Here is a 12,770-nt window from a genome sequence, read left to right on the forward strand (position 1 = left end):
GCGCGACTACATGTACTCCGAGTACGCCAAGGACCCGCGGATGAAGGCGAACGTCGGGATTCGCCGCCGCCTGGCGCCGCTGTTGGACAACGACCGCAACCAGATCGAGCTGTTCACCGGGCTGCTGCTGTCGCTGCCCGGCTCGCCGGTTCTGTACTACGGTGACGAGATCGGCATGGGCGACGTGATCTGGCTGGGGGACCGTGACGGGGTGCGCACCCCGATGCAGTGGACACCGGACCGCAACGCGGGCTTCTCCAAGTCCAACCCGGGCCGGCTGTACCTGCCGCCCAGCCAAGACTCGGTCTACGGCTACCAGGCCGTCAACGTGGAGGCGCAACGCGACACCTCGACCTCGCTGCTGAACTTCACGCGCATGATGCTGTCGGTGCGCCGCCGCCACAGGGCCTTCGCGGTCGGGACTTTCGAGGAACTGGGCGGCTCCAACCCGTCGGTGCTGGCGTTTGTCCGCCAGGCCAGGGACGATGGCGGAGACGTCGTGCTCTGCGTCAACAACCTGTCCCGGTTTCCCCAGCCCATCGAACTGAACCTGCAGAACTGGAGCGGTTGCACGCCGGTGGAACTCACCGGGCACGTGGAGTTTCCGCGGATCGGCCACCTGCCCTACCTACTGACGCTGCCGGGACACGGGTTCTACTGGTTCCAGTTGTCCCCCGCATGTGAGGAGAACGCATGATGCGCGCCGGTGACAACGCAGAGCGAAGCGATGAGGAGGAACGGCGCCATATGACACAGCCCGCCAAGCTGCCCTGGTCGGAGTGGCTGCCACAGCAACGTTGGTACGCCGGACGTAACCGGGAGTTGTCGGGCGCCCGGGCCGGCGTCGTCGTCCCGCTGCGGGATCACCTCGACCTGGTGCTGGTCGACGTCGACTACGTCGACGCTTCGTCGGAGCGCTACCAGGTGCTCGTCGAGTGGGATTCCGCGCCAGTCTCGGAGTACAGCACCGTGGCCACGATCGGTGCAGCGGACGATCGGACCGGCTTCGACGCTCTCTACGACATCGACGCCCCGCGGTTCCTGCTGTCCCTGGTCGACTCTTCAGGCGCCCGCGGTGCGTCCGGCATCGAGGTGAGGTTCACCAAGGAACCCGACGCCGTGCTGCCGCTGGAGGCGATGCCGCACGTCTCCGACGCCGAGCAGAGCAATACCAGCGTCATTTTCGACCGGCGCGCCATCTTCAAGGTGTTTCGTAGGGTCAGCAGCGGCATCAACCCCGACATCGAACTGAACCGGGTGCTCGCCCGCGCGGGCAACCCGCATGTGGCCCGGTTGCTCGGCACCTACGAGATGGCTTCGCGGGACGGTGGGCCGGACGATGACGCCTGGCCCCTGGGCATGGTGACCCAGTTCGCATCGAACGCCGCCGAAGGCTGGGCCATGGCCACCGCCAGCATCCGCGACCTGTTTGCGGAGGGCGACTTGTATGCCCACGAAGTCGGCGGCGACTTCGCCGCCGAGTCCAACCGGCTGGGCGAATCCGTCGCCTCCGTGCACGCCACCCTGGCCCAGTGCCTGGGCACGGCCGAGGCCGCCTTCCCTGTGGAAACCGTGCTGGCGCGGCTGTCGTCGACCGTCGCCAAGGTTCCGGAACTCGAGGAGTACGCGGCAACGATCGAAGAGCGATTCGCCAAGCTCGCCGGCGAGACGGTCACCGTGCAGCGGGTGCACGGCGACCTGCACCTGGGGCAGGTGTTGCGGACCCCGGAGAATTGGCTGCTGATCGACTTCGAAGGAGAACCGGGCCAGCCGCTCGACGAGCGACGGGCCCCCGACTCACCGTTGCGCGACGTGGCCGGTGTCTTGCGCTCCTTCGAGTACGCCGCCTACGGGCCACTGCTCGATCAGGGCGGCGACAAGCAGCTCGCCGCCCGCGCCCGGGAATGGATCGAGCGCAACTGCGCGGCCTTCTGCGACGGGTACGCGGCCGTGTCCGGGATCGACCCGCGCGATTCGGCGGAGCTGCTTGCCGCCTACGAACTCGACAAGGCGGTGTACGAGGCCGGCTACGAGGCGCGGCACCGGCCCGGATGGCTGTCGATCCCGTTGCGTTCCATCGCCCGGCTGACCGCCGCGTAGATAACCGCGACCCGCGGGCCGCCCGTGTCTGACAGCATGTCCCGCGTGGGGAGTCGGATCTTCAATAGCGAGGCGAGGTTGTCGTGGGTGCTGGCCGCGCTGGCCGGCGTGCTCGGGGCGACGGCATTCACCCACTCCGCCGGTTACTTCGTCACGTTCATGACGGGGAACGCCCAGCGCGCCGCGCTGGGCTATTTCCGCGGCGACGTGCTGCTCTCGATGACGGCGGCGCTGCTGCTGGTGTGCTTCGTCGCCGGCGTGGTGATCGCGTCGGTGTGTCGCCGGCACTTCTGGGTGGCGCACCCGCACGGCCCCACCGTTCTGACCACCTTCAGCCTGCTTGCCGCCACCATGGTGGACGTCCTCGACGAGGGATGGAGGGAAAATCTCCTCGACTTCGCACCGATCATGTTGGTGGCCTTCGCCATTGGCGCGCTGAACACTTCCTTCGTCAAGGATGGCGAGGTGTCGGTGCCGTTGAGCTACGTGACCGGCACATTGGTCAAGATGGGCCAGGGCATCGAACGCCACATCGCCGGCGGAACGGCGGCGGACTGGCTCGGCTACTTTCTGCTGTTCACCAGCTTCGTCTTGGGAGCCGTGGTCGGCGGCTGCATCAGCCTGATCGTCAACGGCACCTGGATGCTGGTGGTCGCCACGGCCGCGTGCGCGCTGACGACCGGGTACACGTACTTCCACCAGGACCGGCGCGCGCTGCTGAACGACCGGTCAGATAAAAAGCATCGGCAGTAGCGCTGACCGGTGCGCTACTGCCGATGCTGGTTCGGTGGGTTTCAGGCTGCCGGTTGCGCTGGTTGTGCCGGCTGCGCGGTCGCGTTCACGGCGTTGAGCACCTGCAGGATGTCGGGCTTCATGGCGACCAGCTGCTGATTCCAGTACGGCCACGAGTGGGTGCCGTTCGCCGGGAAGTTGAACGTCGCGTTGCGTCCGCCCGCGGCCACGTAGTTGTTCTGGAACTGCTGGTTGGTGCGCAGCGTCAGGCCCTCCAGGAACTTCGCCGGCATGTTGTCGCCGCCGAGGTCGCTGGGCGTGCCGTTACCGCAGTAGACCCAGATCCGGGTGTTGTTGGCGACCAGCCGCGGAATCTGGACCATCGGGTCGTTGCGTTTCCACGCCGGGTCGGATGACGGGCCCCACATGCTGTTCGCGTTGTAACCGCCCGAGTCGTTCATCGCCAGACCGATCAGGGTCGGCCACCAGCCCTCGGACGGGTTGAGGAAACCCGAAAGCGAAGCGGCGTAAGGGAATTGCTGCGGATAGTACGCCGCCATGATAAGCGACGAGCCGCCCGACATCGACAGGCCGACCGCGGCGTTGCCGAACGGCGACACTTGCTTGTTGGCCTGCAGCCACGCGGGCATTTCCTGGGTCAGGAACGTCTCCCACTTGTAGGTGTAGTTCTGGCCGTTGCCCGATGACGGCTGGTACCAGTTGCTGTAGAAGCTGGACTGGCCGCCGACGGGCATGATCACCGACAGGCCCGACTGGTAGAACTCCTCGAACGCCGGGGTGTTGATGTCCCAACCGTTGTAATCGTCCTGCGCCCGCAGGCCGTCGAGCAGGTAGACCGCGTGCGGCCCGCCCCCCTGGAACTGGACTTTGATGTTGCGGCCCATCGACGGGGACGGCACCTGCAGGTATTCGACCGGAAGGCCGGGCTTCGAGAACGCCCCCGCGGTCGCCAAACCGCCGCCGGCGGCGACCATGCCGGACAGCAGGGCAGCCCCTGCAGCCGCGATAGCCAGCCGGCGCGGCACACTCGCTGCTGCGCCACGCAACTTCCGCACCTCTTCGAAGAACGACATAGCTCTCTACCCATCCCAACTTTCATCTGCCGCACGGACGCGGGCGAATCTGTTCGCCAGCGCAGTCAAACACAGGGGGAGGGCGTGATTCGGCTGTCGTGGCCGTGGCGGGAGATCGCGGTTGGCTAACGATTGAGAGTCAGGCCGGAATCGTCACGGTCGGGTCACGAAAGACCCACGGAGCTATTGCGATTGGGCAACCTACGCCACGAGGCGGCGCAATAGCGTTGAGGCCGTGGCGATTCCGACCACTGCGGCCACCACCAACACCACGACGTCGGCCGGGTTGAACGGGGTGCCGATCAACAGCGCCCGCAGCGCGTCCACCTCGTAGCTGAGCGGGTTGACCTTGCTCAGCGCGTGCAGCCAGGCGGGCATCACGTCGACGGGGTACAGCGCGTTGGACGCGAAGAACAACGGCATCGTGATGGCCTGCCCGATGCCCATCAGGCGATCGCGACTGAGGACCAGCCCGGCCAGGGTCATCGACAGGCAGGCGAAGAACCCGGCGCCGAGCATGACCACGGCCATCGCCGCCAGGATTCGCAGCGGATTGATGGTCAGCCCGACGTTCATCAGGTAGGCCAACACCATCACGCCGACGACCTGGGCGACCGATCGCACTCCGGCCGCGAACGCCTTGCCGGTGATCAGCGCGGACGCCGGCGCCGGCGTGACCATCAGCTTGGCCAGCACGCCGGCGTCTCGATCCCAAATGATTTGTATCCCATAGAAAATCGCGATGAACAACGCCGACTGCGCGATGATCCCCGGCGCCAGGAAAGCGAGATAGGACACCGAGCCGGTGTGGATGACGTGCAGCTTGCTGAAGGTCGTGCCGAAGATCAGCAGCCACAGCGCCGGCTGCACCATCCGGGTGACGAGCTCCGTCCGGTCGTGGTGCAGCTTCTGCAATTCGACGATGGCGAACGCCCCGATGCGGGCGAACGTGGCCGGGAACCGTTGCCACCCGCGCGGGGCGCGAACCAGGGTGGCCGCGGGGGCGGTGCGGGCGATGTCAACTGGCACGGCTGGCAACCCTTCTGCTGGAACGGATTTCACGGAAAGACCCGGCAGATTGCGTTTGTTCGGAGAGGTTCGAGGCCGCGTAGTGGCGGAACACATCCTCGAGCGTGGCGCCCGGCGACACCTTGGATACCCGGGCCTTCAGCTCGGCGGGCGTGCCCATGGCGCGCAACCGGCCGCGGTGCATCAGCGCGACCCGGTCACACAGCGCGTCGGCCTCTTCCATGTAGTGGGTCGTGAGCAGCACGGTCATGCCGAACTGGGCCTGCATGCTCTGCACCTGCTGCCAGACGCCGTCCCGGGCGATCGGGTCCAGGCCGACGGTCGGTTCGTCGAGCACCAGTAGCGACGGGCGGTTGACGAGCGCCTGGGCCACCTCGAGGCGGCGCACCATGCCGCCCGAATAGGCACCCGCCCGCCGGTCGGCCACGTCGAGCAGCTGCATGGCCTCCAGTGCCTGATCCACCCGCTCGGCCCGGCAGGCGCGCGGCACACCGTACAGCCGCGCGAACCATTGCACGTTCTGCCGGCCGGTCAACGCCGACTCGATCGAAAGTTGTTGCGGGACATATCCGATATTGCTCCGGATGTCGACGGTCTGAGCGCGGGCGTCCATGCCGAAAATGCGCAGTTCCCCCCGCTGCACCGGCGCCAAGGTGGTGAGCATGCGGACCAGCGTCGTTTTCCCGGCGCCGTTGGGCCCGAGCAGGCCCATGGTCTCACCGGGCCGCACCCGCAGCGTCACGTCGTCGACCGCGGTGAATTGGCCGTACCGGTAGGTAAGGTCTCGGCAGTCGATCGCCATCGGCAGTCTTTCGCTCATGATCGCCGCTCCTGCAATAGTTGGGTCATCGTGTCAAGGACCTCCAATCCCTTTGCCAGGGAATCGATTTGCTCGTCGTCGAGTTCGCCGAGCGCTTCGGAGAGCGCAGCTCGCCGCGCGGCCCGAGACGCGTCGACGAGCTGCTGGGTGGGCTCGGCGAGCCGCAGCTGGCCGACGCGGCGGTCCGTCTCGCCGACGGTCCGGACCAGCAAGCCGTTGCCGACCAGCTTGGAGACCAGGGTGGAAGCGGTGTTGGGCACCAGGCCCAGCTCCGCGGCCGCGACGCTGACCGAGATCCCCGGTCGCCGACCGACAAGCCACAGCAGCTCGGCCTGCGCCTCGCTGAGTCTTGCGGAATCGAGCCCGCGACCGGCCGACCGGCGAAGTTGGCGGCGAAATCTGCCGACGACGCCGAACACCTCGGCGACCAGATCGGAGCTCGCTTTCACCGCAGCCATATACCTCTGTTTACGAGCTAAATATGTGCGCAGGCTGTGTAGGGGCTAGCTCCCAGCTACTTTTCGAGGAAATGCACGGCGACGTCCCTCAGCTGCCCGTTCGCGGCCTCGGCCGTCATGTAGCTGCAATGCGGTTGCCGGCGACGATCGGTCGGCGAGCCCGGATTGAGCAGGCGCAGGCCGGTTTCCGTCGTCGTGTCCCACGGAATGTGGCTGTGGCCGAAGACCAGCACGTCGCTGTCCGGGTAGCGGCGCGACATCCGCGCGTCGCGGCCCGCCGCGGCCCCGGTCTCGTGGATGACGGTCAGGCGCAACCCGTCCAGCACGGCGTCCGCCCGTTCGGGTAGCCGCGCCCGCAAGGCCGGCCCGTCGTTGTTTCCCCAGCACGCGATCAATCGCGCGGCCCTGGCCTGGAGCCGGTCGAGCAAATCGGGCGAAACCCAGTCCCCGGCGTGCACGACGACGTCGGCCCGCGCCACCTCGTCCCATAGCCGCGCGGGCAGGTCGCGTGCGCGCCCGGGGACATGGGTGTCGGCGATCAGCAGCAGCCTCACACCGTCATCTTGCGCCGGCGCGCCGGGGCTAGCCTCGCCGGCTGCGGGCTTCGGCGCCCGTTTCGCCGGCATCGATGGCGTCGTCGGGACCGGTCGCTCCGACGTACGAGCCGTCCTCGCGCTCGGGGGCGCGCGATCGTGTTTCGTGCGCCTCGGGTTCTACGTCTTCTTCGGCTCTGTGGCCCTTGTTTTCCGGCATGGGATCCAGGTTTCCCGCGCAACGGCGGGCGAAACGGCCACTATCCGGCTCCGATAGGGTGCAAGCGGGCATCGTCAGCATCCCGAGGAGGACCAATGCGCACCTTCGAATCAGTAGCCGACCTCGCTGCCGCGGCGGGCGAAACGATCGGGCAGAGCGACTGGGTGACCATCACCCAGGAAGACGTCAACCTGTTCGCCGACGCGACCGGCGATCACCAGTGGATCCACGTCGACCCGGAGCGGGCCGCCGCCGGTCCGTTCGGCACGACCATCGCCCACGGTTTCATGACCCTGGCGCTGCTGCCGCGGTTGCAGCACGAGATGTACACCGTCAACGGCATCAAGCTGGCAATCAACTATGGCCTCAACAAGGTTCGCTTCCCCGCGCCGGTGCCGGTCGGCTCCCGGGTGCGCGCGCAGAGCTCGCTGGTCAGCGTCGACGACCTCGGCGACGGCGCAGTGCAGGCCACCGTGTCGACCACCGTCGAAATCGAAGGCTCGCCCAAGCCGGCCTGTGTGGCCGAAAGCATCGTTCGCTACATCTCCTGACGCTGCTCGCGGTCAGAACTCGGCGATGGAGTGCTCCAGGCGCTCGGCCAGTCGGGCCTGGGCCTCGGCGCGCCGGGTCGGTATGTGCTGTGACGGGAAAGCCGTTGCCACGGGCTGGTATTCGCGCAGCGTGCGGCGCGCCACGGTCATCTTGTGCAGTTCGGTGGCGCCATCGGCGATGCCCAGCGATTCGGCGGCGACCATCATCTTGACGAACGGCATCTCGTCGGAGACGCCGAGCGCGCCGTGCAGGTGCATGGCCCGCTGCACGACGTCGTGCAGGACCTGGGGCATCGCGACCTTCACCGCCGCGATGTCGCGGCGCACCTTCTGGTAGTCGTGGTGCTTGTCGATCAACCACGCGGTGCGCAGCACCAGCAGCCGGAACTGCTCGATCTGGATCCAGCTGTCGGCGACTTTCTCCTGAGTCATCTGGAAATCGGCCAGTCGCCCATGCCTGGTCTTTCGCGACACCGCTCGCTCACACATCATGTCAAAGGCGCTGCGCGCCAGGGCGATTGTGCGCATCGCGTGGTGGATGCGGCCACCCCCGAGCCGGGTCTGCGCGATCATGAACGCCTGGCCCTCGCCACCCAGCACGTGGTCGGCGGGCACCCGGACGTCGTTGTAGCGCACGTAGCCGTGACTGGCGCGCTTGGAGGATTCGGCTCCCACACCCACGTTGCGCACGAGCTCGATGCCGGGGGTCTCGGCCGGAACTATGAACAGCGACATCTTGTCGTAGGTGCGCGACTCCGGGTTGGTGACGGCCATGACGATGAAGAACGACGCGTGCTTGGCGTTCGTGGAAAACCACTTCTCGCCGTTGATCACCCAGTCGTCGCCGTCGCGGGTCGCGGCGGTGACGAACTGCCCGGGGTCGGACCCTCCCTGCGGTTCGGTCATCGAATAGCACGAGGTGATCTCGCCGTCGAGCAGCGGCTGCAGGTAGCGCGCCTTTTGCTGGTCGGTGCCGAACAGCGCGAGGATCTCGGCGTTGCCGGAGTCCGGGGCCTGGCAGCCGAACACCGACGGCGCCCAGCGGGACCGTCCCAGGATCTCGTTGAGCAGCGCGAGCTTGACCTGTCCGAAGCCCTGGCCGCCGAGCTCGGGCCGCAGATGGGCGGCCCACAGTCCCTGGTCTTTCACCTGCTGCTGCAACGGCCGCAGGATGCCCATCATCTCGTCGTTCTTTTTGTCATAGGGGTCGAGAGCGACGAGATCGAGCGGTTCGAGTTCGTCCGTCATGAATTTTTCGACCCAGTCCAGCTTCGCCTGGTATTCCGGATCCGTTTCGAAGTCCCACACCGTGGCCAACCATTCCCCGGCGCGGCGTTGCGCCGGTCTCGTCGATAAGGCCACCTCATCCTAGATGGCGACCGCGCAGGATCAGTCGCCGCCGCGGGTTTCGATGACGCGCTGGGCCAGGTCGGCGAGCTTCGTCTGGCTTTCCTGCGAAAGCGCCCGCAGCATCTCGAAGGCGCGCACATCGTCCACGCCATAGCGTTCCATGATGATGCCCTTGGCCTGACCGATGCGGTCCCTGCTCGACAGCGCCGACTCCATCTGCTCCCCGTGGCGCCCGGCCATGATCGCCGCGGCCGCGTGCGCGGCGAACACCGATCCGATGGTCTCGGCCTCGGTGTCCCACGCACCGGCCTTAAGGCTGAACAAGTTCAGCGCGCCGGCCGTGCGGTCCGCCGTGTACAGCTTGAACGACAGGCTGCCCAGGACGCCGTGCCGCACGGCCGCCGGCGCGTATCGGGGCCAGCGAGGTTCGCTACGCAGATCATCGCTCCGCACGATCGTTTGTTTGAGGGCGGCGTCGGAGCAGGGCCCCTCGCCGAATTCGTGCTGGAGCCTGTCGAGCTCCGCCGCGAGGCTGTCGGTGTCGGCGACGGATTCGAAATCGCCGCCCTTTTTCACCAGCAGCACCCCGGCGATGTCCGCTGCCGGTATCAGCTGCACCGCCGCGGCGGTCACGTCGGCCAAGACCTGCTCGAGCGGGCGGGGCGCGGCCATCTCGCGGGAAAGCTCGGCCATGCGCACGGCCAGCTCGTGCGTGGCGTTCGGGTCTGAAAGATCCATGAAACCGGATTCTGTTTGATCGGTCGGTGGCTTTGACCTAGCCCAATCTAGGCATCGATCGAAGTCGCGGCAAAAATCGTCGGGGCCGAAAAGTTGCTGTGGGCGCCGTTTCGTCACATAGCCCGCGGGTACCCACCGTCGACCAGGAATATCTCAAACCCGTAGTCACGGCACCGAAACTGGTTGCGGCCCATGTTGCTTCAGCGCAGCTTGGGTAAGACGTTGGTGCGGTAGAAGTTGATGGCGGTCACGGGATCGTCCTGCGGGAAGTGCAGAAACGGTACGGCTCCGGCGTCGAGAACCTTCTGCACGGCATTGATGTGGGGGGTGGGATCGGTGCCGACCGTCCAGTTTGCCAGGACCTTGTCTATCGGGTTCGACTCCGCGGCGCGTTGAATCTCCACGGGATTGGGCTGATCGACGGCGCCGGCGGTGAACCGCCACAGGGTGGCGGCGCGGGTGGCCTGGTTGTTGTCGCCGACGACGGCGAACAATTCGGCCCGCTTGCCCAGGCCGGCGGCATCGCGTCCGGCGGCCTGCGCCCCGGCGCCGAACGCGGCCAACAACTTCGCATTGGTGACATCACGGGCCTGGGTGATCCAGCCGTCGCCGTATTGGCCGGCCAGTTTCGCGCTCTTGGGGCCGCTGGCGGCGACGAAGATCGGCGGTGGCGCGGCCGGCGTGTCGTAAAGCTTCAACGAATTCGTCTGAAAGTACCGGCCCGCGAAGGAGATTCGTGAACCGCTCCACAGTTGCCGTATAAGCTCGATCGCCTCGATCAGCCGGTCATGGCGCTCGCGGTAGTTGCCGTACGCGTTGGTCGTGGCCTGTTCGTTGAGTCGCTCACCGGTGCCCAGCCCCAAAAACACCCGTCCCGGGCTGAGGAGCGCCAACGAGGCGAACGCCTGGGCCACCGTGGCGGGGTGATAGCGGTATGTCGGGCAGGTCACCCCGGTGCCGAACGAGATGCGGCTGGTGGCGTTGCCGACCAGGGCCAGGGTCAGCCACGGAAACATCGAATGGCCCTCGTCGTCCTGCCACGGCTGAATGTGGTCGCTGGCCCACACGTACTGAAAGCCGCCCTGCTCGGCGGCCTGGGCCTGCGCCACCAGCTGATCGGTGCGGAATTGCTCGTGCGAGAGCACGACCCCCACAGCCTTGCCCGCCGGCGGCGGCGGCCCGGCGGGCTTTTGGCCGGGTCCCGATTTACCGCAGGCTTCCGATAATCCGACGGGGCCGAGCACGCCCGCGCCGGCCGCCATTCGCCCGAAGGAACGCCGCGAGATGCCGGTCACCGGCTCAAGATACCCATCTGACGGCCCACCACTCACACGCTAGCCTGACGTGGGTGACCTTACAGGTACGCCCCGCGCGCAAAGCCGACATCCGCGAGCTGTCACGCACCCTGGCCCGGGCGTTCTTCGACGACCCCGTCATCATGTGGATCCTTCCCGACGAGCGCGCGCGCTCTGCGCAGGCGCCCCGCTTGTTCTCGGCGATGACCCGCCACCATCACCTGGCCGGGGGCGGGGTGGAGGTGGCGTGCGCCGGGCCCGGTATCGGCGCGGCGGCGCTGTGGGACCCGCCCGATCGCTGGCAGCATTCGCGCCGGGAGGAGTTGGCGATGATGCCGAGCTTAATCCGGGTGTTCGGGTCGCGTTCGGCGAAAGCGCGCGGAGTGCAGAAACTCATGAAGCGCTCGCATCCAGAGGAGCCGCACTGGTACCTGGCCGTCATCGGCAGCGATCCCTCGGTGCGCGGCCAGGGCTTCGGCCGGGCCCTGATGCGATCGCGGCTGGACCGCTGCGACGCCGAGTACTGCCCGGCCTACCTCGAATCGAGCAAGCCCGAGAACGTCCCGTATTACGAGCGTTTCGGCTTCACGGTGACCCGGGAGCTCCGGCTGCCGCACGGCGGCCCACCGCTCTGGGCGATGTGGCGTGCGCCGCGGTGAGGCGTGCACCGCGTTTAATCGCGCGGGGCCCGGGCAACCGTGGGACATGGCTGGCAACACAGGAGACCCCGCCGACCCCGCTGATTTTCCCGAAGAGGGCGGCCCGGGCGACACCCTGAACGCAAGCGAAGGCACCGACTCCGACGAGCTGCGCAACGACGACGGCGACATCGTCATCGACCCGCCGGAGGGCTGGAGCGAAGCGGACCGCTTCGGGATGACGGCGCGCGAAGAGCGCGAGGGCGAATCCCTCGACGATCGACTGGCCGAGGAAGAGCCGGATGTGTCCCCTGATCGGACGGCAGCGACCGCCGGGGTCGACGCGACCGGCGGCGAGGGTCCGGCGCGCGCCCACCGCGGGCAGATCGACGGCACCCCCGAAGACGGCGACTCGCTGTACGACGTCATCGACGAGCAGGCCGAGCAGTGAGTGCTCGCGTGTTCACTCCGGCTGTGTAGCGTTCGTCGCTACTGGCTGCTCCGCCAGCCGGCGATCCCGATGGTGATCATCCGCAACTGCTTGACGGCGGTCCGCCGGATGTCTTCCAGCGCCTCGGCGGTCTGCGCGTCCTCGATCGCTTCCGCGATGACGATCATCGAATTGACGAACAGCGTGGCCAGCACGTTGAGGTCCTCGGTGCTCCAGGTGTTGAGCCCGGTGAAGCGCGCGAGGTCGGTGGCCAGCTCGGAGGTGATCAGCCGCAGCTCGGTGCGGATCGCGTAGCGCAGGACGGTGACGCCGCCGGAGCGTTCCCGATAGATGAACCGCCAGTGCTCGCGGCGTTCGGTGATGCTGGCGACGACGATCTCGACCGACGACTCGATCACCCGGTTCGGGTCGAGCCGCCCCGCCCGCGCGCCGCGCAGGGTGTCGCGCAACGTGCGAAACGATTCGTCGATCAGCACCAGCCCGAGGGCCTCCATCGACTCGAAGTGCCGGTAGAAGGCCGCCGGCACGATCCCGACCTCGCGGGTCACCTCGCGCAGGCTCAGGCTGGAAAAGCTGCGGTCCTGCAGCAGCTTCAGCGCCGCGGCGATGATGGCCCGGCGCGTCGCCTCCTTACGCTCCTCGCGCGACGGGCTCTCGCGTGAGCGCTCCCGGCCCGACCGATGCGGCCGTGAGCTAGGAGTACGGCTGTTCACTGTGTGAACCCTACCACAAACCGGCACAAAACCCTTGACGACCTGGGG

At 67.3% G+C, this 12,770-nt stretch carries 16 protein-coding genes; 6 read left to right on the forward strand and 10 right to left on the reverse strand.

All coding sequences use genetic code 11. The features are described from left to right. The 3 genes from VMD50_RS23210 to VMD50_RS23220 all read left to right on the forward strand — a co-directional run. Positions 1–697: alpha-glucosidase C-terminal domain-containing protein (locus VMD50_RS23210; protein ID WP_325431141.1), on the forward strand; the 697-nt coding region annotated here is incomplete at its 5' end. A 50-nt stretch (positions 698–747) separates the two neighbouring features. Beyond that, positions 748–2,100: a maltokinase N-terminal cap-like domain-containing protein gene (locus tag VMD50_RS23215; RefSeq protein WP_325431143.1), complete on the forward strand. Its 1,353-nt coding sequence runs from the start codon at positions 748–750 to the stop codon at positions 2,098–2,100. A gap of 45 nt (positions 2,101–2,145) precedes the next feature. After that, positions 2,146–2,853 (forward strand): YoaK family protein, encoded by a 708-nt coding sequence (locus VMD50_RS23220; RefSeq protein ID WP_325431145.1) that lies wholly within the window; start codon positions 2,146–2,148, stop codon positions 2,851–2,853. A gap of 41 nt (positions 2,854–2,894) precedes the next feature. Here VMD50_RS23220 and ag85C read toward each other — a convergent pair whose 3' ends face one another. The 6 genes from ag85C to VMD50_RS23250 all read right to left on the reverse strand — a co-directional run bounded on the left by ag85C (position 2,895) and on the right by VMD50_RS23250 (position 6,986). Further along, complete coding sequence (ag85C, locus tag VMD50_RS23225) at positions 2,895–3,926, reverse strand: diacylglycerol acyltransferase/mycolyltransferase Ag85C (RefSeq protein ID WP_325431146.1); 1,032 nt, start codon at positions 3,924–3,926, stop codon at positions 2,895–2,897. Between the two features lie 201 nt (positions 3,927–4,127). After that, positions 4,128–4,955, reverse strand: coding sequence for an ABC transporter permease (locus VMD50_RS23230; protein ID WP_325431149.1), 828 nt, complete (start codon positions 4,953–4,955; stop codon positions 4,128–4,130). Then, positions 4,945–5,775 carry an ATP-binding cassette domain-containing protein gene (locus VMD50_RS23235; RefSeq protein ID WP_325431151.1) on the reverse strand — a complete coding sequence of 277 codons (831 nt, stop codon included), beginning with the start codon at positions 5,773–5,775 and terminating at the stop codon, positions 4,945–4,947. Before VMD50_RS23235 ends, VMD50_RS23230 begins: the two co-directional genes overlap by 11 nt. Further along, positions 5,772–6,233, reverse strand: a complete 462-nt coding sequence (locus VMD50_RS23240) for a MarR family winged helix-turn-helix transcriptional regulator (protein WP_325431153.1) — start codon at positions 6,231–6,233, stop codon at positions 5,772–5,774. Before VMD50_RS23240 ends, VMD50_RS23235 begins: the two co-directional genes overlap by 4 nt. A gap of 56 nt (positions 6,234–6,289) precedes the next feature. Beyond that, positions 6,290–6,787 (reverse strand): metallophosphoesterase family protein, encoded by a 498-nt coding sequence (locus VMD50_RS23245; protein ID WP_325431155.1) that lies wholly within the window; start codon positions 6,785–6,787, stop codon positions 6,290–6,292. A gap of 28 nt (positions 6,788–6,815) precedes the next feature. Then, positions 6,816–6,986 carry a hypothetical protein gene (locus VMD50_RS23250; protein WP_325431157.1) on the reverse strand — a complete coding sequence of 57 codons (171 nt, stop codon included), beginning with the start codon at positions 6,984–6,986 and terminating at the stop codon, positions 6,816–6,818. Positions 6,987–7,081: 95 nt separating this feature from the next. Here VMD50_RS23250 and VMD50_RS23255 point away from each other — a divergent pair, with 95 nt between their 5' ends. Next, the gene (locus VMD50_RS23255) at positions 7,082–7,537 is read left to right on the forward strand and encodes a MaoC family dehydratase (RefSeq protein WP_325431159.1); all 456 of its coding nucleotides are present in this window, start codon (positions 7,082–7,084) and stop codon (positions 7,535–7,537) included. 12 nt (positions 7,538–7,549) lie between these two features. Here VMD50_RS23255 and VMD50_RS23260 read toward each other — a convergent pair whose 3' ends face one another. The 3 genes from VMD50_RS23260 to VMD50_RS23270 form a co-directional block, all read right to left on the reverse strand. Beyond that, entirely contained in the window at positions 7,550–8,845 is a 1,296-nt protein-coding gene (locus VMD50_RS23260) for an acyl-CoA dehydrogenase family protein (RefSeq protein ID WP_325431226.1), read from the reverse strand. 81 nt (positions 8,846–8,926) lie between these two features. Next, the gene (locus tag VMD50_RS23265) at positions 8,927–9,625 is read right to left on the reverse strand and encodes a GAF and ANTAR domain-containing protein (protein ID WP_325431161.1); all 699 of its coding nucleotides are present in this window, start codon (positions 9,623–9,625) and stop codon (positions 8,927–8,929) included. A 200-nt stretch (positions 9,626–9,825) separates the two neighbouring features. Further along, positions 9,826–10,920, reverse strand: coding sequence for a F420-dependent hydroxymycolic acid dehydrogenase (locus tag VMD50_RS23270; protein WP_325431163.1), 1,095 nt, complete (start codon positions 10,918–10,920; stop codon positions 9,826–9,828). 53 nt (positions 10,921–10,973) lie between these two features. On the opposite strand from VMD50_RS23270, the gene VMD50_RS23275 reads away from it, so the two are divergent. Together VMD50_RS23275 and VMD50_RS23280 are read left to right on the forward strand one after the other, a co-directional pair. Then, positions 10,974–11,579, forward strand: a complete 606-nt coding sequence (locus tag VMD50_RS23275) for a GNAT family N-acetyltransferase (RefSeq protein ID WP_325431165.1) — start codon at positions 10,974–10,976, stop codon at positions 11,577–11,579. Positions 11,580–11,625: 46 nt separating this feature from the next. Beyond that, the gene (locus VMD50_RS23280) at positions 11,626–12,009 is read left to right on the forward strand and encodes a regulator of G-protein signaling domain-containing protein (RefSeq protein ID WP_325431167.1); all 384 of its coding nucleotides are present in this window, start codon (positions 11,626–11,628) and stop codon (positions 12,007–12,009) included. Between the two features lie 38 nt (positions 12,010–12,047). Here the strand turns inward: VMD50_RS23280 and VMD50_RS23285 are convergent, their stop codons facing one another. After that, positions 12,048–12,722 (reverse strand): TetR family transcriptional regulator, encoded by a 675-nt coding sequence (locus VMD50_RS23285; RefSeq protein ID WP_325431169.1) that lies wholly within the window; start codon positions 12,720–12,722, stop codon positions 12,048–12,050. Positions 12,723–12,770: the final 48 nt, after the last annotated feature.

Origin of the sequence: Mycobacterium sp. (genome assembly GCF_035506235.1) — a bacterium.
Classification (GTDB): Bacteria; Actinomycetota; Actinomycetes; order Mycobacteriales; family Mycobacteriaceae; genus Mycobacterium.

What these genes read in the sequence shown, in the direction of transcription:
- VMD50_RS23215 (WP_325431143.1), top strand. Translation starts at nt 748, where the DNA reads ATGACACAGCCCGCCAAGCTGCCCTGGTCGGAGTGGCTGCCACAGCAA.
- ag85C (WP_325431146.1), bottom strand. Translation starts at nt 3,926, where the DNA reads ATGTCGTTCTTCGAAGAGGTGCGGAAGTTGCGTGGCGCAGCAGCGAGT.
- VMD50_RS23235 (WP_325431151.1), bottom strand. Translation starts at nt 5,775, where the DNA reads ATGAGCGAAAGACTGCCGATGGCGATCGACTGCCGAGACCTTACCTAC.
- VMD50_RS23240 (WP_325431153.1), bottom strand. Translation starts at nt 6,233, where the DNA reads ATGGCTGCGGTGAAAGCGAGCTCCGATCTGGTCGCCGAGGTGTTCGGC.
- VMD50_RS23250 (WP_325431157.1), bottom strand. Translation starts at nt 6,986, where the DNA reads ATGCCGGAAAACAAGGGCCACAGAGCCGAAGAAGACGTAGAACCCGAG.
- VMD50_RS23255 (WP_325431159.1), top strand. Translation starts at nt 7,082, where the DNA reads ATGCGCACCTTCGAATCAGTAGCCGACCTCGCTGCCGCGGCGGGCGAA.
- VMD50_RS23265 (WP_325431161.1), bottom strand. Translation starts at nt 9,625, where the DNA reads ATGGATCTTTCAGACCCGAACGCCACGCACGAGCTGGCCGTGCGCATG.
- VMD50_RS23280 (WP_325431167.1), top strand. Translation starts at nt 11,626, where the DNA reads ATGGCTGGCAACACAGGAGACCCCGCCGACCCCGCTGATTTTCCCGAA.